This is a genomic window from Serratia sp. FDAARGOS_506, assembly GCF_003812745.1.
In the GTDB taxonomy this organism is placed as follows: domain Bacteria; phylum Pseudomonadota; class Gammaproteobacteria; order Enterobacterales; family Enterobacteriaceae; genus Serratia.
Genome location: NZ_CP033831.1, coordinates 4,616,079 through 4,637,957, shown reverse-complemented (window position 1 = coordinate 4,637,957; position 21,879 = coordinate 4,616,079). Strand labels below are relative to the sequence as shown.

Here is a 21,879-nt window from a genome sequence, read left to right as displayed (position 1 = left end):
GAAGGCGCTATTTTTTCAGCGCAGCAAAGGCGCGCACGATAGTGTCGATCTCTTCATCGCTGTGCGCGGCATTGACGCTGCAGCGCAGCAGGGTAACGCCAGCCGGCGCGGCCGGTGGCAGCACCAGATTCACATACACGCCATGGGCGATCAGTTCGCGCCAGAAACGCAGCCCTTCTTCCTTCGAACCGATCATTACCGGCACTACCGGGCTGATGCGTGGCCCCAGGGTATATCCCAGCTCGGCGAGGCCGTGGTACAGGCGGTGCGCGTTGCTCCACAATTTTTCCCGCAGCTCGGGATGGCGCGCGATTTTTTGCAGCGCCGTGCGTACCGACGCGATGCTGGATGGCGACGGCGAAGCGGTAAAGATATACGGCCGGCTGCTGTAGCGCAGCACGTCCATCCCCTTGCCACCGACGGCGAAGCCGCCGATTGAGGCCAGGCTTTTGCTGAAGGTGCCCAGAATGATATCCACGTCTTGCTCAACGCCCAGCGCTTCGGCCAGACCGCGGCCATGTTCGCCCATCACGCCGAAGGAGTGTGCTTCGTCGACCAGCAGATATCCGCCGAGGCGCCGCTTGATGTCGACGATTTCCACCAGCGGGGCGACGTCACCCAGCATGCTGTAGATACCTTCCACGATAATGATCGCCTCGCGCGCGCGCTCGCCCAAGCGCACCATACGGCGCTCCAGATCGGCGGCGTCGTTGTGGCGGAAGCGAATAATCTCCGCGCCGCCCAAGGCGCAGGCGTCGTAAATGCTCGCGTGGCTGTCCGCGTCGATCAAGACCACGGACCCCGGCCCCGCCAAGGTGCTGATGACGCCCAGGTTGGCGGTATAACCGGTGGAGAACACGATGGCGCTGGGGCGATCGAAGAATTCCGCCAGCTCCCGTTCCAGCGTTAGGTGCGAACCGTAGCTGCCGTTCGCCATGCGTGAGCCGGTGGTGCCGGTGCCGAGAGCGGCCAGGGCCGTTTGGCCGGCGGCGATCGCCTGCGCATCAAACGTCAGGCCAAGGTAGTTATTGGTGCCGGCGAGGACAATCTTTTGATCGCCGATGCGGCCTTGGGTGGCGGAATACACTTCGTCGATACAGGTGCCGAACGGATTCAGACCGGACGTTTGAAATTGTTCGCGGTCATTGGCGAGCCGCGCAAACTTATCATACAGTCCCATGGCTTTTCTCCAGATAAGGGCGCAGCGCGTCAAGCAGTTGCTCAGGCGTTCTGACATCAAGCAATATATTGATAGGAATGGAGATATCTAATTCATCTTCCAGCATCATCAGCAGATCCAATACTCTGATGGATTCCAGGCCAAGATCATTGACGAGATCGCTATCAGGTTTTATTTCTACTCCGCCTTCGACGATACCTTGCAAACACGTCAGGATATAATCCATTACAGCATCGCGATTTAGCATAAGAATGTTGACACACCTCTACTTGGAATAATTAAAACAGCCCTTCACGCAGCGCGCGTTCCAAACTCACCTGTGGAAACCAATTAATCTGTTGCGACAGCGCATGATTGTTGGCGGACCAGTCGTGATGGGTTAACTCGCGTATTTTGCTGCGCGTCAGCATCGGCTCTTGTTTTACCAGGCGGTTCCACAACACGCTGATATCCGCCATGGCTTTCAGCAGCGGCAGCGGAATGCCCACCAGGCGCACCGGGCCGCGCCGCACGGCGGCGCCGATGTCCCGCAGGCGCAGCCAGTTGTAGCCTTCGGCCACGCCGTCGCACAGTTCGTAAATATTCGGCTGCGCGGGGTGCGCCAGTAGCCATTGGCTGACCGCCTTCGCCAAATCGCTTACGTGCAGGAAAGAGAGTCTGGCCTCAGGCGCGCCCAGCCGGGGCAACACGCCGCGCAGCAGGCCGTTGAACAGCGGTTTCAGCTCTTTATCGCCCGGCCCGTAAACCGCCGTCGGGCGGAAAATCCCTAGCGCGATGTCGCCCGTGGCGGCGATTAATTGTTGCTCGGCGGCCTGTTTTGAATGGGCGTACCAGGACAGCGCCGGGTGGCGGGCCGCCAGCGACGACATGAACAAGAAACGATTGCAGCGGCCATTCTGTCTGGCCGCCTGCATCAGGTTCAGGCTGCCGGTCACGTTGCAGCGGGTGAACACCGCTTCCGCATGCCCGCGTACCTGGCCCGCACAGTGCACGACGCACTCCGCGCCGCGCACCAGTTCGGTGAGCGATGACCGATCTTCCAGTGCGCCGGGGATCCACTGCAGGTTGTCGGCCGCGGCTTTTTCGGCGCGCCGAGTCAGGGCGCGCACGCTAAATCCTTGCGCCAGCAGTTCCTGGACGATATGCCGGCCGATAAAGCCGGTCGCGCCCGTCACTGCGACGGTGCCGCTCATTGCGCGAAACCGGCCAGCTGCGGCATTTGCGGATAGAGCGAAGCACTCAGCCAGCGTTTTTTGGCCTCGGCGCGGGCGGGTTTGCCCGACGACGTGCGGGGAATGCTGTGCGGCGGCAGCAGCTCGATGTCCACCGCGATGCCGAACTCGCTTTGAATGCGCGCGCTCAGCGAATGCACGATTTGCTCCCGACGTTCTTCCGAGCTGACTCGGCACTGGATTTGCAAAATAATCCTGGCCGCTTCGTCGTGCTCTTCGGTCACGAAGGCAATCGCATCGCCGGAACGGATTTCCGGTTCGGATTCCGCGACGTACTCGATATCCTGCGGCCAGATGTTGCGGCCGCGAATGATGATCAAATCCTTCTTGCGGCCGGTGACGTACAGATAGCCGTCCAACAGGTAGCCGAGATCGCCGGTGTCCATCCAGCCGGTTACCTGGATCTGCTGCTGGGATTCATCGTCGCAGAAATAGCCGTTCATCAGGCTGGGGCCGGAAATCGTGATATGGCCGACCTGGCGTTCCGGCAGCGGTTGCCCGGTTTCGCTGCGGATCTCGATGCGGTGGCCGGGCAGCGCTCTGCCGCAGTTGACGAAGGTCGAGATGGCGCGGGTCTTCTTGCCGGGCGCGACCGCTTTACCTTCGTACTCTAAAATATCGCGGTCGACCGCGTTGGTTTGCGGGCCGGAGCAAGGATCGGAAAAGCTCACCGCCAGGGTGTTCTCGGCCAGGCCGTAGCAGGGCATGAAGGCTTTGCTGTCGAAGTTGATGCTGCTGAAGTGTTCGCCAAACTGGCTGAGCAACTCGGCCGGAATAGGCTCGGCGCCCACGCCCGCGACCCGCCAGCTGGAGAGATCCAGATCGGCCAGCTCTCTGGCGTTGCTGCGGCGCAGACACAGGTCGTAGCCGAACGGCGGGGCGACGGAGACCGTGCCGCGGTTCTTGGCGATCAGTTTCAGCCACTGCATCGGGCGCATGGCGAAATCTTGCGTGCGCAGATAGTCGACGGACAGTTGGGTCGCCACCGGGGTCAGCAGGAAACCGACCAGGCCCATATCGTGATAGAAGGGCAGCCAGGAGACGCAGCGGTCACCCGCGCGCAGCTTGATCCCGTCGTGGCTGATCGCGTTCAGGTTCGCCATGGCCGCCCGCTGGGTGATGATCACGCCGCGCGGAAAGCGGGTACTGCCCGAGGTGTATTGGAGATAGGCGATATCGTCGGGCGAAGGCGCCGGCAGCGTGATCTCCGGCTCTGGCAACGCGTTAAAGTCCGCATCGCTGAGGATGTGCAACGACGGTGCCTTTTCCGTGGCCGAGGCAATCAGCGGCGTCCACTCTTCGCTACTGATGATCGCCGCGGGGTTACAGCTGGCGATCAGCCCTTTCAGCTTGGTGGTGTAAGAGTCGCGTTGGCCCACGCCCATCGGGATCGCCAATGGCACCGCCACCAGGCCGGCATATTGGCAGGCGAAAAAGGCTTCGACGAATCCCGCGCTGGTTTCGGCGATAAGCGCCACGCGATCGCCTTTCTTGAGTTTCAGGGACAATAAACGCCGCGCGCCCGCGATCGCTTTTTGCTGCAGCGTGCGGTATTCGAGCACGGTCACAAGTTGATTGCGACGGTCATAAAAATTCATTCCCGTATTGCCCAGCGCCGCATAATCCAAAGCGTCCACTAAAGTGGGGAAGTCTGCATAACGCATGGGAAGAGAATGAACGGAACTTGTTTCAGACATAGACAAACTAGCCATAGATTAAAAATCACCAAAAGAAATAAATCACTCTTGGCGAGGTAATTGATATTTTACTATGAATAGGTTTTGAATAAGTTTGTTATTCAACCATCTTCATTCCGCGAACAGCGTATATTGCCGTGCTTGAGTGGTACGCCGATTATTAACCGGGCAGGGCGTGACTGGCCTGAGTTATCAGCCTTGGACGGCGCCCTGGCGATATGCGAGAACCACGGGTAATACCCTGGCTTTGCCGTTCTTTCGTCTGCATGTGTTGAGCAGGAAATAACTGTCGGCTCATAGGCTATGACCTCATGTATGGCTATCTTGGAACTTAAACACTTCCTAAACAGTATGCCGCAAGAAATCCAAAAGTGAATGCTTGATTTAACCTGAATCTTAAAAAGAGCATTAAGTGGTAAAAATGGCGATCCCCCTCCTGATTAAAGTCGGTACACTAAAGGCGGCAGGTTTCTTTTGCCCAAACAGCACGAAATAATAAAAGAGCACCATTAGCGTAGCATGTCAGCGCCGCTTTTTGTTTCCCTTTTTTTGAACAATCACGGAGGCCTTCGGATGAATATCGGGCAATGAGCGCGCTGATTCATCGGGGGTAATATTCGGTTTTTCTTATCGTTGAACCGGAGGCAGTACACAATCCAATTAAAGAGAACAGCATAAAAAATGCTAAAGGCGTTGTCGCGCGCTTATTTAATTATTTTATTAAAACGTAAGGCTATTTATGATCCGCATTGAGAAAGTTCTGGATAAACGCGAGCTTAAAGAATTTATTGCTTTCCCTTCGTCACTGTTTCGCGATGATCCGAACTGGATTGAGCCGCTGTATTTAGAGCGCGAAGAGCACCTGTCAAAGAAGAATCCGGGCACCGACCATATCGAATGGCAGGCGTGGGTGGCCAAAAAGCAGGGAAAGGTCGTTGGGCGCATCACTGCGCAAATTGATTCTCTGCACCGTGAGCTGCATGGCGAGGATACCGGCCACTTCGGCATGATTGACGCTATTGACGATCCCGCCGTATTCAGCGCGTTGTTCACGGCCGCAGAGGAGTGGCTGAGGTCGAAAGGCGCGCGCAAAATCACCGGGCCGTTCAGCCTCAATATCAATCAGGAAAGCGGCCTGTTGGTCGAGGGATTCGACACCCCGCCGTCGGCCCTGATGACGCACGCCAAGCCTTACTACGCGCCCCAGATAGTGCAGCAGGGTTACACCGAAGGCATTGATTTGCTTGCCTATTGGATGAAAAGAACCGACCTGCATTTCTCGCCTTCGTTAACCCGGATGATGGATCAGGTACGCAAGAAGGTGACCGTTCGCCGCCTCAACCGTAAGCGCTTTCGCGAGGAGATGCAGGTGCTGCGAGAGGTGTTCAACTCTGGGTGGCAGCATAACTGGGGGTTTGTCCCGTTCACCGAGCACGAGTTCGCCACCATGGGGGATCAGCTGAAGTTCCTGGTGCCCGACGATATGATCCATATCGCCGAGGTGGATGGCGCCCCCTGCGCCTTTATCGTCGGCTTGCCGAACATTAACGAAGCGATTGCCGATCTGCAGGGGCGATTATTGCCCTTCGGCTGGGCGAAGCTATTGTGGCGGCTGAAAGTCAGCGGCGTGCGCACCGCGCGCGTGCCGTTGATGGGCGTGCGCCAGGAATATCAATTCAGCCGCATCGGGCCCATTATTGCGCTGTTGCTGATTGAGGCGCTGCGCGAGCCGTTTGCCAAGCGCAATATCGACGCGCTGGAAATGTCGTGGATCCTGGAAACCAATACCGGCATGCGGACGATTTTAGAACGCATCGGGGCGGTTCCTTATAAGCGCTACCGTTTGTACGAGAAAACGCTTTAACCGGCTGATAATGTATCGTCTTTTAACGTCCTCAGGATAATAACCGCGTCAGGGCATTTTTCGTGCTGATCGTTTCAATGCTGCGCGGGCACCGCGTGAGTGAATGAATTGTCTCCTGAGGGCGAACGGTTAAGGTCTTTAATTAATAAACCCGAGATAAATTCACGGCGCGTGATTTATTTTCGGGAGTTGTCGTGATGTTGATGAGAGCAGATGGCATGCCTGGAACAAAGAAAAAGGGAATAAATCGATTAACATACAGCATAAGGAACTCATGGGCGGGTGTTATTGACGCCGTGCTTACCGAAGATGCGTTTCGCCAATTATTGGTTATTAACGCCATTTTACTGGTTGTTACATTTACTTTAGATATTACAAAAATGGAACGGCTGTTATTAATCGCCTGCAGCTTCCTGCTATTGGTCGTGGAACTGCTTAATACGGCGATTGAAACCGTGGTCGATCGCATTTCGCTGGAATTACATCCGTTATCCAAACGTGCCAAAGATCTGGGTGGCGCAGCGCAGCTGGTGGCGGTGGTGCTGACCATCGTTGTTTGGGCAACGCTGCTGCTGGGAGGATAACGGCGATGCGCACTCCGGCGTTAAACCGGTTGCTGCGGCTAAATAAGCGGCTATTATCGTTGCCTTACTCCTTTGGCGCCCAGATAAGGATAGATTGCCGTTATGCCCGTGAATTTTGATCTCAACGATCTCTATGCGTTTCGCGCGCTCGTGGAGTACGGCAATTTTCGGCTGGCCGCAGAGTCCATCTGCCTGTCGCAGTCGGCATTGAGCCGCAGAATTGAGAAGCTGGAAAATGCGCTGGGCATCAAACTTTTCGATCGCACCACCCGGCGCGTGACCTTGACGCTGTACGGGCAGGCCTTCGCCGAGCGTTCGGAGCAGTTGCTGATGAACGTCGAAGCGGTGATGGCCGATATCGATAAGGTCAGCCAGGAACGGGTGGGGCTGGTCACCGTCGCCACGGTGCCGTCGGCGGCCTACTATTTCATGCCCGACGTGATACGGCGTTTCCGGCTTCGCTATCCGCGCGTGCGCGTTAAGCTGATCGACGGCAGCGCAGGCAATGTCATTGAGGCGGTCACTGGCGGTCAGGCCGATTTCGGCATCTGCTTCGCCGGGCGGCTGCAGCCTAATCTTGAGTTTGTGCCGTTGGTGGGGGACGTCTACGTAGCCGCCTGCCGGCGCGACCATCCGCTCGCCGCTAAAAAAAGCCTCACCTGGCGGCAATTTTATCAGCAGGATTACGTGTCGCTGGATAAAACCTCCGGCAATCGCAATCTGCTCGACCAGCGCCTGGAACACATCGCGCCGGAACGCCCTAGCGTGTGTGAAACTCGCCATGTGACGACCATGCTCGGCATGGTTGAGGCGGGCGTCGGCATTGCCGCCGTGCCCGCCATGTCGATGCCCGCCTCAGAGCATTCGGTGTTGACGTCGGTGCCGTTGGTCGAGCCGGTGGTGAAACGTACCGTAGGCCTTATCAGACGTGGCGGCCGCATGCAGTCTTTCGTCGCCGCCGAGCTGGAAAAGCTGATTACTGAACAGTATCACTCTGCCTGACCGGCTGCTGCGCCGGCACGGTCCGCATGCCGGTCGCGCGAATGGTCGGCTGCGCCTGAGAGGAGGCGAGGAAGTCCAGCAGCGCTTTGCCCTCGCGGCGGTGCTCCGCCTTGGCGGTCACCGCGCCTGCGAAGCGGGTGATGTACTGCACGTTTTCCGGCAGTTCGCCGATAAAGGTGACGCCCGCCACGGGCAGTAATTTGCTGACCTGCTGGAAGCCCAGCGCGTATTTCCCTTGCGCCACTTCAGAGGCCACCGGAATGCGCTCAACCCTATGTGCTTTTCCTTTCACCTGTTCCTCGATGCCCAGTTTTTGGAACAGTTGGCCGCTGACATAGCGGCCGCTGGCGCTGTCGGAATAGGCGAAAGAGTCGGCTTGCAGCAAAACATTGCGCAGATCGGCATCCGTTTTTATCGCCGGTTTGGGCGCGCCCTGTTTGACCACCATGCCGATCGGCGAATCGGCCAGCTCCACGCGCGAACCCGGCTGAGTCCAGCCGCCTTTGTCCAGTTGGGCCAGCGCGTCGCCCACCATGATTACCACATCGGCTTTCTCTCCGCGCGCCAGCCGCGCGGGGATTGCCTGCGGCGTTTTACCCATGGAAGGGCCAGACACCAGAATGATTTTGTCGCCGCTTTGGGCTTCATATTCCGGGGCCAGCTTCTCCAGCGCGGCTTTGAAGCCGCCGGAGATCATCACTGTCACGTCTTTGGCCAGCGCCGCCGTACTGAAAGTGGCGCACACCAGCGCGGCGAGGATCGAACGAGTGAGTTTTTGCATGACATCATTCCTTATTGCGATGGTGGCTTAGCGTGCGGTTTGCAGCGGCATGGCGATGCGACGATACAGATACAGCGTCGCCAGCAGGGCGCACAGCGCGGCGAAGCTCATCCAGTAGCCCGGTGAAGCCTTGTCACCGGTGTATTCGATCAACGCGGTGGAGATCACCGGCGTAAAGCCGCCGAACACCGCCGTCGCCAGGCTGTAGGCCAGCGAGAATCCGGCCACCCGCACCTCCGTTGGCATGATCTCCGTTAAGGCTGGGATCATCGCGCCGTTATAGAGGCCGTAAATGAAGGACAGCCACAGCAGCACGGCCAGCATCCTGCTGAAGCTCGGTGCGGCGGCGAGCAGGCTGAGTGCCGGGTAGGCGGTGGCCAACGTCAGCAGCGTCATGGCGACCAGCACCGGCTTGCGGCCGAAGCGGTCCGACAGCGCGCCGCCGATGGGCAGCCAGATGAAGTTGGAAATCGCGACCAGCAAGGTGACCAGCAGGCTGTCGGAGGCGCTGAGCAGCAACACCTTTTTGCCGAAGGTCGGTGCATAAACGGTGATCAGGTAAAACGCGGTGGTGGTCATGGCGACCATCAGCATGCCGGCGATCACCACCGGCCAGTTTTTCAGCAGGGTTTTAAACACGTCGCGCATCGCCAGGTGGTGACGGCGGGCGCTAAATTCCTGTGTCTCTTCCAGCTTGCGGCGCAGGAGGAAGATGAAGGGAACGATCAGGCAGCCGAACAGGAAAGGGAGGCGCCATCCCCACTCGCGAATGGCGCTTTCTTCCAGCGTCGCATTGAGTGCGAAACCCATGGCCGCCGCCACCATGATCGCCACCTGCTGGCTGCCGGACTGCCAGCTGGTGTAGAAGCCCTTACGGCCCGGCGTGGCGATCTCGGCCAGATAGACGGACACGCCGCCCAGCTCCGCGCCCGCCGAGAAGCCTTGCAGCAGGCGCCCGCACAGCACCAGCAGCGGCGCCCAAAGCCCGATGCTTTGATAAGAGGGGATCAGCACGATCAGGAAGGTGCCTGCGGCCATGATCGACAGGGTCACGATCAGCCCTTTGCGGCGGCCGACTTTATCGATGTAAGCGCCCAGCACGATGGCGCCGATGGGGCGCATCAGAAAACCTGCGCCGAATACCGCGAAGGTCATCATCAGCGAGGCGAACTCGCTGCTGGCCGGGAAAAAGGTGTGTGCGATATAGGTGGCGTAAAAGCCGAACAGAAAGAAGTCGAACTGTTCCAGAAAGTTGCCGGAGGTGACGCGCAGTATCGCGCCGGTTCTGGCCCGGATGGTCATGGGTGAGGAAGAGGAATGCATCTTTATCTCCAGTTTGCTATTGGCGCCTGACGCCGCGCCTGTTGTTGAAGACTCGCTCAGGAAAATAAACTAAATAAGCGCAATAAACGCATGGCGCGATGCGTTTGGCGCATCAATCTGCGTTAACAACTTTGCTCAACCTTGCGTAACGTGGTGTTAACAAATTTATTGCTCATCGCCCGCTGCGTAGAACGCCGAAAACGTTATGCGCGTTTTGTGACAGGGTTCATAAAGGGGCGGCGAAGGAATGCCTCTGCCTCTGACCGATTGTTCGATACCGCTCGTAAAAAGGTGAATGCCTCGCATTGCGTTTGCAAAATGCGTGGATGTACGTTCAGCCTTGCAGTAACCACGCATGCCTCTACATGCCATTCTGATGCCTCTCTGCTATAGCTTTACATCTATATAGTTGCTGTTCTATATTTGCAGGGAGGTCCCGTGTGGGAAATTAAGACAACGGATGCGTTTGATAACTGGTTTAGCTCACTCACCGATGCCGATCGGGCCGGCGTGCTTGCCGCATTGATGGTCCTGCGGGAAAAGAGGCCGGGGCTGCCCAGGCCCTATGCCGATACGGTTAAAGGTTCACGTTACAGCAATATGAAAGAGCTGCGCATTCAGTGCCGAGGCGAACCGTTGCGGGCATTCTTCGCCTTCGATCCGTACCGTATCGGCATTGTGCTTTGTGCGGGCAATAAAGCCGGTAATGAAAAACGTTTTTACGATCGGATGATCCAGGCTGCCGATCGGGAATTCACGAACTGGCTGAACACATTAAACGAGAAGGAGTGACGCGATGGGCAGAACGTTGGAACAGCTTATTGCCGATGAAAAGCCCGAGGTCGTGGCCAACGCGCAGGCGCTGGCGGCGGACATCATGCTGAACATTCACCTTGCCGAGCTGCGCGAAAAAGTGCAGAAAACGCAGGTTGAAATGGCGCAGGTGCTGGGGATCCGGCAGCCGACCGTTGCCGTGATGGAAAAACCGGGCCGCGATCTGAAGCTGTCTTCGCTAAAACGCTATGTTGAGGCTGCGGGTGGCAAACTGCGCCTGGATGTTGAACTGCCGGACGGCTCTCACTACGAAGTTGTGCTGTAAACGCCGTCGTTCGGTTAACGGCAGAAAGCAAAAAGCCCGCTCAGGCTTCCCTGAGCGGGCTTTTCTCAATGTGGCTCCTCTGACATGGGGAGGCGGTGGTGAAAGCAGATCAAGCTGTATGGGCGTTTCCGTTTGGGCCAGATAGCGTTAAACAACCCACCAGAAGCACCTGCACGATGTCCTGCTTACCAGGATCCTCCCTCTTGCTTTTAAGCTGAAACGATACGACTTATGTTGATGTATCGCTCATTTAATGTGCAAAAACTAAATGCATTTCATTAAAATTGCGATGATATCCGTATTTTTACCGCACTATTTATCCAAATATTCACCCGGTGAAGTTCATCACATTTCTTTAACCTGCTTAACAGTAGATTTTTCTTGTGAATAAAAAATCGATTCAGCTAAAGGGGAAGGGAAATGAAAAAGACATGGGTTATGGCGGTGTTTTCGGCTCTGGTTTCAGGGCAGGCAGCGGCGCAGAGTTGGGTGCTGACCAGCGCTGAAGAGGGCGTGGAGAAAGGAAACTGGCAGATAACGAGCGAGGCGCTGAAGGTTAAGGATAAAACGTTCAGCATTGAGCAGAAAGTGTTGCACGGTGGCAAGCAGGAAGGCAGCAAAGTCGTCATTATCCGCAGCGAGGATGGCCTGACCATCACGCTGAGTCCCACCCGTGGCATGAACCTCCTGCGGGCAGAAGGATTTGGCGCGAAAATGGGATGGGATTCCCCTGTCAAGGAGGTGGTTAACCCTGCCTTTATCAACCTGGAAAGCCGCAATGGGCTAGGCTGGCTGGAAGGTTTCAATGAGATGATGGTGCGTTGCGGCTATGAGTGGACCGGTCATCCGGTGACCGCAGGAGGGCAAATTTACACGCTGCACGGCAAAGCGGGCAATACGCCGGCCTCGTTGGTTGAGGTTGAGGTAGCGGATACCGCGCCGTATGAAATTCGTGTTCGCGGCCTGATCAAAGAGAGCACATTCAAAAAAGCCGATCTGCAAACCCTGACTGAATTACGCTACGTGCCCGGCAGCAACAGTTTCAGCCTGCATGATGTGTTAACCAATCGGGCGGATTACCCGCATGACTACCAGATTATCTATCACAGCAATTTCGGCGCGCCGATCCTGGAAAATGGCGCTCGCTTCCTGGCGCCGATGGCCAGCATCAGCCCGTTTAACGACTATGCCAAAGCCGGACTGAAGACCTGGGGAACCTATGCCGGTCCAACCAAAGGGTTCGATGAAATGGTCTTTAACATTAAGCCATTATCGGATCCGAATCATCAGACTCTGGCGGCGCTGGTCAATAACGCGGGCGACAAAGGGGTGGCGATACAGTTCGACACCCGTCAATTGCCCGTTCTGACGCTCTGGAAGAATACGGATACGTTAAAGCAGGGGTATGTGACGGGGATTGAGCCTGGCACCAGCTATGCCTACCCGGTCACTGTCGAGCGTGAACAAAAACGCGTTAAGCAGCTGCAGCCTGGCGCCAGTGCGCAGTTTGATTTGACCTATACCTTGCTGCACAGCAAGGCGCAGGTGGCGGATCTGGAGAAGAAGATTGCTGATATTCAGGGTGAGGTAAAAATCGATGAGAATGCCGCGCCGATAGCCAAGGAGTAACGCTTCCTGTCGATGCGTTTGGCGTTAAAAGCAAAAAGCCCGCTTAAGTTTCCTTAAGCGGGCTTCTCTAAATATGGCTCCTCTGACTGGACTCGAACCAGTGACATACGGATTAACAGTCCGCCGTTCTACCGACTGAACTACAGAGGAATCGTGTGAACGGGGCGAATAATAGCGGGGCGCCTGGGGTTTGTCAAAGCGCTAAACTGCAAAAAAAGTGCGTTTGCTGAGGGAATGAGCACCTTGCGCTGTTTTTCGGCATTTTTCATCGCTATGCGCTGATTTTTGCATCCCAAATCGTTTTGACGCTGTTTGCACAAGCCTTTGCACAGCGATGGTGCAGAGCCGCTCTGCCTCTCATACCCCCTCTCACGTTAATCGTACGATCCAGACCCCCGTTATCCCCGCCAAGCGCCGCGCCGTAACTAATATGTAGGATGAATAAGCAAAGAATATGTATTCGTCGTCACAATGGCTGGATTTTTGCTTACCCATTTTTGGGGAATGCGACTGCGCTCTCAAGAAAATTATTTTCCCCGTCTACACATAAAGTGAAAGTTCCGCGCCCCCGGGCGTTCCGCTATACCCGTCATACTTGACGCTGCCTCGGTGTTGGCTGCGAGCATTTACCCCGGTCACTGACCTTGAGTCAGCACTCGGGGCTCATGCTCTTGCCGCCTGGAGCAACGCCAATTATCCAGGGTATGAAAACAGTGCTGAGGAAGATAACAATGTCATCGAAATTGATAAAAAGTCCGCTCGCTGCTTTGCTCATCGGTTGTTTAGGTACGGCGTTTTCCGCACAGGCCGATATCGTCATCGGCGTCGCCGGGCCGTTCTCCGGGCCGAACGCCACCTATGGCGATCAGTACTGGCGCGGTGCTTCGCAGGCGACGGCGGACATCAACGCCGCCGGCGGCATCAAAGGGGAAAAAATCAAGCTGGTGCAGGGGGATGACGCCTGCGAACCGAAACAGGCGGTTGCGGTCGCCAACCGGCTGGTGGATCAGGACAAGGTTTCGGCGGTGGTCGGCCACTTCTGCTCCTCTTCCACCATGCCCGCCTCCGAGGTGTATGACGAGGCCGGCATCATCGCCATCACCCCCGGCTCCACTAACCCGCAGATCACCGAACGCGGCATGAAGACCATGTTCCGCATGTGCGGGCGCGACGATCAGCAGGGCGTGATCGCCACCAACTACATGCTGGACACGCTGAAGGCCAAGCGCATCGCGGTGATCCACGATAAAGACACCTACGGCCAGGGGTTGGCGGACGCCGCCAAGGCGGCGATGAACAAGCGCGGGGTCAAAGAGGTGCTGTATGAGGGGCTGTCGCGCGGCGAGAAAGACTTCAACGCGCTGGTGACCAAGATAGCCTCGGTCAAGCCGGACGTGGTCTACTTCGGCGGCTGCCATCCGGAAGCCGGGCCGCTGGTGCGCCAGATGCGTGAGCAGGGCGTGACCGCCAAGTTCTTCTCCGGCGACTGCGTGGTGACCGAAGAGCTGGTGACCGCCGCCGGCGGACCGCAGTACACCAACGGCGTGCTGATGACCTTCGGCAACGATCCGCGTCTGATCCCGGAAGGCAAGGCGGTGATCGCCAAGTTCCGCGCCAGCGGCTTTGAGCCGGAAGGGTACACCCTCTACTCCTACGCCTCGATCCAGGCGATCGCCGCCGCCTTCAACGCCACCGGCGGCAAAGACAGCGCCAAGGCCGCCGAATGGTTGAAATCGCACGACGTGGACACTGTGATGGGCAAGAAAGCCTGGGACCAGAAGGGCGACCTGAAGGTCTCGGACTACGTTGTCTATCAGTGGGATGACAAGGGCAAATATCACCAGCTGTAAACGGCCGAACCTTGAAATTGTGATCCTATGACCGACGGGCTCGTCGCCTTGGCGAGCCCGTTCCGCGATGACCTTTGGGCCGCGTCGGACTGCGTTGGCGGCCTTACCAGGCGAGACTGCTCATTATGGATGTATTCTTTCTGCAACAGCTGATCAACGGCCTGACCCTTGGCGCGGTGTATGGCTTGATCGCCATCGGCTACACCATGGTTTACGGCATTATCGGCATGATCAACTTCGCCCACGGCGAGGTGTACATGATCTCCGCCTACCTGTGCGCCATCGGTTTGGCGCTGCTGTCGTTCTTCGGGCTGCACTCGTTCCCGCTGCTGATCCTCGGCACGCTGGTGTTCACCATCGTCATTACCGGGGTGTACGGCTGGGTGATCGAGCGCATCGCCTACAAGCCGCTGCGCAACTCCACCCGCCTGGCGCCACTGATCTCCGCCATCGGCATGTCGTTAATCTTGCAAAACTATGCGCAGATCAGCCAGGGGCCGCGCCAGCAGGGCATCCCGACGCTGCTGAGCGGCGTGTTCCGCCTGGAGTTCGACGGCGGCGTGGTGCAGATCACCTATACCAAGGTGTTCATTCTGGTGGCGTCGCTGCTCGGTATGGCGATCCTCACCTATATCATTCAGCGCACCCGGCTGGGGCGCATCTGCCGCGCCACCCAGCAGGATCGCAAAATGGCTTCGATTCTCGGCATCAATACCGATCGGGTGATCTCGCTGGTGTTCGTGATCGGCGCCGCCATGGCCGGGCTGGCCGGGGTGCTGATCACCATGAACTACGGCACCTTCGATTTTTACGTCGGCTTTATCATCGGCATCAAAGCCTTCACCGCCGCGGTGCTGGGCGGCATCGGCTCGCTGCCGGGTGCCATGCTGGGCGGGCTGCTGCTCGGGGTGGCGGAGGCGCAGTTCGCCGGCATGGTGAACTCGGATTACAAGGACGTGTTCTCCTTCGGGTTGCTGGTGGCGATCCTGATCTTCCGTCCGCAGGGCCTGCTCGGCCGGCCGCTGATCGCCAAGGTTTAAGGAGAACGCCATGTCGCAATCCGTGATCAACGGCGGGCTGAACGTTAAACGCAGCCTGCTGGACGCCGTCTTGGCCGGGCTGATCGCCCTGATCGTGTTCGGGCCGATCGTCGGCATCGTGCTGAACGGCTACAGCTTCAACTTCGAACCGCACCGCCTGGTGTGGATCATCGTCGCGGTGATGGCCGGGCGGCTGCTGCTGAGCTTGTTCCTGCAAACCGCGCCGGGGCGCAGGGTGCTGGCGCGCTTCGACGGCGGCAACGACGGCGTTTATGTGCGGCCGTTGGGCTATAAATCCAACCTGCGCTGGATCCTGCCGCTGATGGCGGCGATCGCGCTGCTGTTCCCGTTCGTCGCCACCAAATACCTGCTGACGGTGGCGATACTCGGCCTGATTTACGTGCTGCTCGGTTTGGGGCTGAATATCGTGGTCGGGCTGGCGGGGCTGCTCGATCTGGGGTACGTGGCGTTTTACGCCATCGGCGCCTACGGACTGGCGCTGGGCTATCAGTATCTCGGGCTGGGGTTTTGGGCGATGCTGCCGCTGGGGGCGCTGATGGCGGCGCTGGCCGGCGCGCTGCTGGGATTTCCGGTGCTGCGCATGCACGGTGACTACCTGGCGATCGTCACGCTGGGGTTCGGGGAGATCATCCGGCTGGTGCTGAACAACTGGATGTCGCTCACCGGTGGGCCGAACGGCATCTCGGTGCCGGCGCCGACGGTGTTCGGCCTGGAGTTCGGCCGCCGCGCCAAAGATGGTGGGGTGCCGATCCACGAGTTTCTTGGCATCGATTACAACCCCAACCTCAAGTTCATTTTCATCTATGCGGTGCTGTTTTTAGTGGTGCTGCTGGTGCTGTACATCAAGCACCGGCTGACGCGCATGCCGATCGGCCGCGCCTGGGAGGCGCTGCGCGAGGATGAGATCGCCTGCCGTTCCCTCGGGCTGAATCACGTGCTGGTGAAGCTGTCGGCCTTTATGCTGGGCGCCTCCACCGCCGGGCTGGCGGGGGTGTTTTTCGCCACCTATCAGGGGTTCGTCAACCCGACCTCGTTTACCTTCTTCGAGTCGGCGCTCATCCTGGCGATCGTGGTGCTGGGCGGCATGGGATCCACCCTCGGCGTGGTGCTGGCGGCCTTTGTGCTGACGGTGGCGCCGGAGCTGCTGCGCAGCTTCGCCGAATACCGGGTGCTGCTGTTCGGCGTGCTGATGGTGGCGATGATGATCTGGCGGCCGCGCGGGCTGGTACGCATCAGCCGCGCCAGCTTCGCCGAGCGTAAGGGGGTAGCGCCATGAGCGACGCCATTTTGCGGGTGGAGCACCTGATGATGCGCTTTGGCGGCATCAAGGCGCTGAATGACGTCAATCTGGAGGTGGAACGCGGCTCCATCACCGCCCTGATTGGCCCCAACGGCGCCGGCAAGACCACGGTATTCAACTGCCTGACCGGCTTCTACCGCGCTACCGGCGGCGCGATCCTGCTCAATACTCATAAACGGCCGACCGATGTGATCCAGGTGCTGGGGCAGAAGTTTCGCGCCGGCGACTGGATACGCCCGAAGCGGCTCGGTTCGCGCCTCTATTACAAGATGTTTGGCGGTACCCACCTGGTCAACCGCGCCGGGCTGGCGCGCACCTTCCAGAATATCCGCCTGTTTCGCGAAATGTCGGTGGTGGAGAACCTGCTGGTGGCGCAACACATGCAGAGCAACCGCAACCTGATCGCCGGGGTGCTGAACACGCCGGGCTACCGTCGGGCGGAGAGCGCCGCGCTGGATCACGCTTTCTACTGGCTGGAGGTGGTGGATCTGGTGGACTGCGCCAACCGGCTGGCGGGGGAGATGTCCTACGGCCAGCAACGGCGGCTGGAGATCGCGCGCGCCATGTGCACTGCGCCGGAGATGATCTGCCTCGACGAGCCGGCCGCCGGGCTGAACCCGGTGGAAACGGCTACGCTGAGCCGCATCATCCGTTTCCTGCGGCAGCATCACGGCATCACGGTGCTGCTGATCGAGCATGACATGGGCATGGTGATGGAGATCTCCGATCGGGTGATCGTGCTCGATCACGGCGACGTGATCGCCCGCGGCACGCCGCAGGAAATTCAGCACAATGAGGCGGTGATCGCCGCCTACCTGGGCGCGGACGAAGAGGAGCTGGCGGGATGAGCGAAGCGATGCTGGAATTTCGCGAAGTGGACGTGTTTTACGGGCCGATCCAGGCGTTGCGCCAGGTGTCGCTGCAGGTCAACGCCGGGGAGACGGTGGCGCTGATCGGCGCCAACGGCGCGGGCAAATCCACGCTGTTGATGTCGATCTTCGGCCAGCCGCGCATCGCCGGCGGGCAGATCCTGTTTGGCGGCGAGGACATCAGCCGCCGCTCCACGCACTACGTGGCCGCCGGCGGCATCGCGCAGGCGCCGGAAGGGCGGCGCATCTTCCCGGACATGAGCGTAGAGGAAAACCTGCTGATGGGCACCATCACCGTCGGCAACCGCTATCTGGCGGAGGACTTGCCGCGCATGTTCGAGCTGTTTCCACGCCTCAAGGAGCGGCGCAATCAGCGGGCGATGACTCTGTCCGGCGGCGAGCAGCAGATGCTGGCGATCGCCCGCGCGCTGATGAGCCGGCCGAAGCTGCTGCTGTTGGACGAGCCGAGCCTGGGGCTGGCGCCGATCGTGGTGCGGCAGATCTTCGGCGTGCTGCGCGAGTTGACCCGCAGCGGCATGACGCTGTTTCTGGTGGAGCAGAACGCCAACCATGCGCTGAAGCTGTCGGATCGCGGCTATGTGATGGTCAACGGCCAGATCCGCCTCACCGGCAGCGGGCAGGAACTGTTGAACGATCCGGAGGTGAGAAAGGCCTATCTGGGCGGCGGCTGAGCGCCGCCTGCGGGCAGGGAGGCCCGTGTTCATCCCTCGGTGGCGTTGCGCTCTTGGTCATCGTAGTGCGAGCGCGCCGCCCTGAAGGCGTCGGCGGAGGAGATAATCCACGACCAGAGCGGCAGCATGTTGAGCAGCATCTCTTCCCCCGCCGCGGTGATGGTGTAAACCACACGGGGCAGTTTTTCCTGATAATCGCAGCGCGATATCAACCCGTCCCGCTCGAGATGGCGCAGCGTCCGCGTCAGCATTCTTTGCGTGACGCTCGCCAATCGGCGACTTATCTCGCCGTGGCGCAGCGGCCCCTGGGTGCCCAGGATATGCAATACCCCCAGCGACCAACGGTTGCCCGCATGCGCGAGGATCTCGCGCTTCAATCCTTCATCGTCGTTGCTCAATTCTTCACAGAACGCCTGCGAAAATTGCAGCAGCGCTTCCCGATCGCTCGCCATATTCCTCTCCGGTATCACGCGTGTACCTAATTGAACCCATTTTTGTCAGCTGTCAGGATGGCGCAGTGTCAGGAGAGGAGGCAAGAATGAAATCCACAAATCTATCCATCAATACCGTGCTCATACTCGGCGCCGGTGAATTGGGGCTGCCGGTATTGCGCGCGATGAGTCGGCAGGCCCGGTTACATCACTCTTTAAAAATCAGCGTGCTGCTCCGGCCGGAGGCCGCCCGCGCCGTCACGGGCCCGCATCGGGCGCGGCGGGATGAGCTGGCGCGGCTCGGTATCGCCGTAGTGGAAGGCGATCTGCAGCAAAACAGCGTGGATGAGCTGAGCGCGCTGCTGCGCGGCTTTGACGCGGTGATTAACTGCAGCGGCTTTGTCGGCGGGGCGGGCACGCAGATAAAGATCACCCAGGCCATTTTGCAGGCGGGCGTGGCGCGTTACTTCCCGTGGCAGTTCGGCGTGGACTACGATGTTGTCGGCACAGGCAGCGGGCAACAGGTGTGGGATGAACAGCTCGAAGTGCGCCATCTGCTGCGTGCGCAGAGTGCGACGGAGTGGGTGATCGTTTCCACGGGCATTTTCACCAGCTACCTGTTTGAGCCCGGTTTTGGCGTGGTGGAGGCGGAAAGCAAAACCGTGCGCGCCCTGGGCGACTGGCACTACGCGGTGACGCTGACCACCCCCGAGGACATTGGCCGGCTGACGGCCGCGATTTTTTTCCATCGGCCCGCGTTTCGCAACCAGGTGGTCTATATCGCCGGGGACACGTTGACCTACCGCGAGCTTGCCGATGTCATGCAGGCGCACTGGGGTGTTGAGGTCAACAGAGTCCTGTTGGACAAAGAGCGGTTGCGGGAGGATGTGCGGAACCATCCGCATGACGTCGGCGCCAAATACCGGCTGGCTTTCGCCCGGCCCGATGGCGTGGCCTGGGATAAGGCGAAAACCTTCAATGCGCGCCAGGGCATAACCACCACCACCGCCGAGCAGTGGTTGGCGCAGCAATGGGCGACCGCTCATGACGGTTAATCGCCTGAGCGCCGCACTCAGAATTGGCGTTGCATCCAGCGCACGTTCAGCCGCACCAGGGCGATGATGGCGCTGGAGAGCAGCCGCAGCCCGCCGGGCATGTCGCGGCGGCGGATGTCCAGCAACAGCACGGTGCGCACCTGCGGGCTGTCGTTCCATACCTCGTGTTCGAAGGTGTCGTCCCACAGCATGAATTCGCCCTCGCGCAGCCGGTATTCGCGGCCGTCCACTTTCAGCACCGCCGCCGGCACCCCGTCGGCGCGTTTGGGCATGTCCAGCACCAGATAGCCGCGCAGAATGCCACGGAACGGCCCGCGGTGGGGCGGCACCTGCTTGCCGGGCGCCAGGAAGGAGAGCGAGGCGGACAGCACGTCCGGCGACGAAGCGATCAGCGTCGCCAGCGTCGGACAGCGTGCCAGGTTGCGGGCGATCGGCTGGCCGTAGGCCTTCATGATGAACATGCGCCAGTCGCGCGCGTCGTTGGCGGAGATCGACTCCTGCTGGATCATGATCTCGTGAAAACGGGGAATATTGTGCAGATCGTGGGCGACGGTCAGCGCCTCTTCGCGGATCTGCCGCCATTGGGCGGTGAAACGTTCGGCGTCGGGGAACAGCGCGGCGCTGTCGAGCACCGGCTTGCCCTGAATGCGGCGATCGTAAACATTGCGCAATGCGAGCACGGACCAATCATAAATCGCGGACATAATGACCTCGCCTCAGAAAACGCCAAATGGACACTGCGCGCGGTTCTTCGGCGCGGCGCGTCGTCTGCGGCGGCCGTAGGGGAAGAGCGGCAGGAAAAATTGGTACGCTTCAATAGATTAGCACAGCATTTGTGCAACCGTGTGTCTGCGAATGTGTCGAAATGCGGCGAAAAAAACCACACAATTAAAGTGTGACGCATATCGCATTTAGCGAGCCGGTTGGTTAAAATATCGCTACTTGCCCGCACCTGTCCGGATTTTGTTTACCATGGAACACGCTCCCGTTTCGCGCTCAACCGCCTGGTTGCGCGTGGTTATCCTCGCCGTCTCGGCCTTTATCTTCAACACCACCGAATTTATTCCGGTCGGTCTGCTGAGCGATATCGCCGCCAGCTTCTCGATGCAAACCGAACAGGTCGGCCTGATTATTACCATTTATGCCTGGATCGTCGCCGCCGCCTCGTTGGCGTGCATGCTGCTGACCAGCAAAATCGAGCGCCGCAAGCTGCTGATCGGCGTGTTCATGCTGTTTATCGCCAGCCACGTGCTGACCGCCGTGGCCTGGAACTTCACCACATTAGTCATCTCGCGCGCCGGCGTGGCGCTGGCGCACTCGGTGTTCTGGTCAATCACCGCCTCGCTGGCGATCCGCGTGGCGCCACCGGGCAAGAAAGCCCAGGCGCTGAGCCTGCTGGCGGGCGGCACCGCGCTGGCGATGGTGCTCGGGCTGCCGCTCGGGCGGGTGGTGGGGCAGCTGCTCGGCTGGCGCATGACCTTTATCGGCATCGCGGTGTGCGCCACCCTGGCGCTGGTGCTGCTGTGGCGTCTGCTGCCGGTGCTGAAAAGCGAACACTCCGGTTCGCTGGCCAGCGTGCCGCTGTTGTTCAAACGCCCGGCGCTGGTGGCGCTGTACATGCTGACCGTCATCGTGGTGACGGCGCATTTCACCGCCTACAGCTACATCGAGCCGTTTATCCAGACCGTGGCCGGGCTGTCGGAGAACTTCACCACGCTGATGCTGCTGCTGTTCGGCGCCGCCGGCATCGTCGGCAGCCTGCTGTTCAGCCACTACAGCGAGCGTTTTCCTTCCGGTTTCTTTATCGGTGCCATCGCGCTGCTGGCCTTGAGCCTGCTGCTGTTGTTGCCGGCCGCCGGCAGCGAAAGCCACCTGACGGTGCTGTGCATCTTCTGGGGCATGGCGATCATGGCCATCGGTCTGTCGATGCAGGCCAAAGTGCTGAGTCTGGCGCCGGACGCCACCGACGTGGCGATGGCGATCTTCTCCGGCCTGTACAACTTCGGCATCGGCAGCGGCGCGCTTCTGGGCAACCAGGTGAGCCTGCATCTGGGCATGGGCAACATCGGCTTCGTTGCCGCGCCGCTGGCGCTGATCGCCCTCGGCTGGTGCCTGCTGAACTTCTACCGCAGCGAACGGCTGCAGCAGCACCCCAGCCGTTAAGCCACCGATTCGGGATGCCGCTGCGGCATCCCGCGCTGTATTTTCCTGCGATAAAACAGGCTGCTGC

At 59.3% G+C, this 21,879-nt stretch carries 21 protein-coding genes and 1 tRNA gene; 13 read left to right on the top strand and 9 right to left on the bottom strand.

Translation table 11 applies throughout. The features are described from left to right. Positions 1-7: 7 nt before the first annotated feature. The 4 genes from EGY12_RS22480 to EGY12_RS22465 are packed head-to-tail and all read right to left on the bottom strand — an operon-like array spanning position 8 to position 4,109. The gene (locus tag EGY12_RS22480; RefSeq protein ID WP_102984385.1) at positions 8-1,180 is read right to left on the bottom strand and encodes an aminotransferase class I/II-fold pyridoxal phosphate-dependent enzyme; all 1,173 of its coding nucleotides are present in this window, start codon (positions 1,178-1,180) and stop codon (positions 8-10) included. Then, on the bottom strand, positions 1,167-1,427 hold the full coding sequence (locus tag EGY12_RS22475) for an acyl carrier protein (RefSeq protein ID WP_019453571.1): 261 nt from the start codon (positions 1,425-1,427) through the stop codon (positions 1,167-1,169). The genes EGY12_RS22480 and EGY12_RS22475 overlap by 14 nt, the downstream gene beginning before the upstream one ends. 31 nt (positions 1,428-1,458) lie before the next feature. Further along, a complete protein-coding gene (locus tag EGY12_RS22470) occupies positions 1,459-2,373 on the bottom strand; it encodes an NAD(P)-dependent oxidoreductase (RefSeq protein ID WP_123895430.1) in 915 nt (304 codons plus the stop codon). After that, positions 2,370-4,109 (bottom strand): fatty acyl-AMP ligase, encoded by a 1,740-nt coding sequence (locus EGY12_RS22465; protein ID WP_172962948.1) that lies wholly within the window; start codon positions 4,107-4,109, stop codon positions 2,370-2,372. Before EGY12_RS22465 ends, EGY12_RS22470 begins: the two co-directional genes overlap by 4 nt. A gap of 739 nt (positions 4,110-4,848) precedes the next feature. Between EGY12_RS22465 and EGY12_RS22460 the strand changes: the two genes are divergently transcribed. The 3 genes from EGY12_RS22460 (at position 4,849) to EGY12_RS22450 (ending at position 7,559) form a co-directional block, all read left to right on the top strand. Further along, positions 4,849-5,973, top strand: coding sequence for an N-acetyltransferase (locus EGY12_RS22460; RefSeq protein ID WP_123895429.1), 1,125 nt, complete (start codon positions 4,849-4,851; stop codon positions 5,971-5,973). A gap of 197 nt (positions 5,974-6,170) precedes the next feature. Then, on the top strand, positions 6,171-6,557 hold the full coding sequence (locus EGY12_RS22455; RefSeq protein WP_253722901.1) for a diacylglycerol kinase: 387 nt from the start codon (positions 6,171-6,173) through the stop codon (positions 6,555-6,557). Positions 6,558-6,659: 102 nt separating this feature from the next. Then, entirely contained in the window at positions 6,660-7,559 is a 900-nt protein-coding gene (locus EGY12_RS22450) for a LysR family transcriptional regulator (RefSeq protein WP_123895428.1), read from the top strand. Here EGY12_RS22450 and EGY12_RS22445 read toward each other — a convergent pair. Next, on the bottom strand, positions 7,534-8,340 hold the full coding sequence (locus EGY12_RS22445) for a substrate-binding domain-containing protein (protein WP_123895427.1): 807 nt from the start codon (positions 8,338-8,340) through the stop codon (positions 7,534-7,536). The genes EGY12_RS22450 and EGY12_RS22445 overlap by 26 nt on opposite strands. A 27-nt stretch (positions 8,341-8,367) precedes the next feature. Beyond that, a complete protein-coding gene (locus tag EGY12_RS22440) occupies positions 8,368-9,663 on the bottom strand; it encodes an MFS transporter (protein ID WP_123895426.1) in 1,296 nt (431 codons plus the stop codon). Between the two features lie 438 nt (positions 9,664-10,101). On the opposite strand from EGY12_RS22440, the gene EGY12_RS22435 reads away from it, so the two are divergent. The 3 genes from EGY12_RS22435 (at position 10,102) to EGY12_RS22425 (ending at position 12,391) form a co-directional block, all read left to right on the top strand. Further along, a complete protein-coding gene (locus EGY12_RS22435; RefSeq protein ID WP_123895425.1) occupies positions 10,102-10,455 on the top strand; it encodes a type II toxin-antitoxin system RelE/ParE family toxin in 354 nt (117 codons plus the stop codon). A 4-nt stretch (positions 10,456-10,459) separates the two neighbouring features. Continuing rightward, complete coding sequence (locus EGY12_RS22430; protein ID WP_123895424.1) at positions 10,460-10,762, top strand: XRE family transcriptional regulator; 303 nt, start codon at positions 10,460-10,462, stop codon at positions 10,760-10,762. Between the two features lie 420 nt (positions 10,763-11,182). After that, the gene (locus tag EGY12_RS22425) at positions 11,183-12,391 is read left to right on the top strand and encodes an aldose 1-epimerase family protein (protein WP_123895423.1); all 1,209 of its coding nucleotides are present in this window, start codon (positions 11,183-11,185) and stop codon (positions 12,389-12,391) included. Positions 12,392-12,465: 74 nt separating this feature from the next. Here the strand turns inward: EGY12_RS22425 and EGY12_RS22420 are convergent. Next, positions 12,466-12,541, bottom strand: a tRNA-Asn gene (locus tag EGY12_RS22420). A 581-nt stretch (positions 12,542-13,122) separates the two neighbouring features. On the opposite strand from EGY12_RS22420, the gene EGY12_RS22415 reads away from it, so the two are divergent. From EGY12_RS22415 to EGY12_RS22395, 5 genes are all read left to right on the top strand, one after another. Continuing rightward, entirely contained in the window at positions 13,123-14,241 is a 1,119-nt protein-coding gene (locus tag EGY12_RS22415; RefSeq protein WP_123895422.1) for a branched-chain amino acid ABC transporter substrate-binding protein, read from the top strand. Positions 14,242-14,366: 125 nt separating this feature from the next. Further along, entirely contained in the window at positions 14,367-15,281 is a 915-nt protein-coding gene (locus tag EGY12_RS22410) for a branched-chain amino acid ABC transporter permease (RefSeq protein WP_004928592.1), read from the top strand. A gap of 10 nt (positions 15,282-15,291) precedes the next feature. Next, a complete protein-coding gene (gene livM, locus EGY12_RS22405) occupies positions 15,292-16,578 on the top strand; it encodes a high-affinity branched-chain amino acid ABC transporter permease LivM (RefSeq protein WP_123895421.1) in 1,287 nt (428 codons plus the stop codon). Continuing rightward, a complete protein-coding gene (locus EGY12_RS22400) occupies positions 16,575-17,450 on the top strand; it encodes an ABC transporter ATP-binding protein (protein ID WP_025303490.1) in 876 nt (291 codons plus the stop codon). Before livM ends, EGY12_RS22400 begins: the two co-directional genes overlap by 4 nt. Further along, complete coding sequence (locus EGY12_RS22395) at positions 17,447-18,163, top strand: ABC transporter ATP-binding protein (RefSeq protein ID WP_123895420.1); 717 nt, start codon at positions 17,447-17,449, stop codon at positions 18,161-18,163. Before EGY12_RS22400 ends, EGY12_RS22395 begins: the two co-directional genes overlap by 4 nt. A gap of 29 nt (positions 18,164-18,192) precedes the next feature. On the opposite strand, the gene EGY12_RS22390 is transcribed toward EGY12_RS22395, so the two are convergent. Continuing rightward, the gene (locus EGY12_RS22390) at positions 18,193-18,615 is read right to left on the bottom strand and encodes a helix-turn-helix domain-containing protein (protein ID WP_123895419.1); all 423 of its coding nucleotides are present in this window, start codon (positions 18,613-18,615) and stop codon (positions 18,193-18,195) included. Positions 18,616-18,701: 86 nt separating this feature from the next. Between EGY12_RS22390 and EGY12_RS22385 the strand changes: the two genes are divergently transcribed. After that, positions 18,702-19,649: an aromatic alcohol reductase gene (locus tag EGY12_RS22385; RefSeq protein ID WP_123895418.1), complete on the top strand. Its 948-nt coding sequence runs from the start codon at positions 18,702-18,704 to the stop codon at positions 19,647-19,649. A 17-nt stretch (positions 19,650-19,666) separates the two neighbouring features. Here the strand turns inward: EGY12_RS22385 and EGY12_RS22380 are convergent, their stop codons facing one another. Next, on the bottom strand, positions 19,667-20,353 hold the full coding sequence (locus EGY12_RS22380; protein ID WP_123895417.1) for an aspartyl/asparaginyl beta-hydroxylase domain-containing protein: 687 nt from the start codon (positions 20,351-20,353) through the stop codon (positions 19,667-19,669). 268 nt (positions 20,354-20,621) lie between these two features. On the opposite strand from EGY12_RS22380, the gene EGY12_RS22375 reads away from it, so the two are divergent. Beyond that, the gene (locus tag EGY12_RS22375) at positions 20,622-21,812 is read left to right on the top strand and encodes a sugar transporter (RefSeq protein ID WP_123895416.1); all 1,191 of its coding nucleotides are present in this window, start codon (positions 20,622-20,624) and stop codon (positions 21,810-21,812) included. Positions 21,813-21,879: the final 67 nt, after the last annotated feature.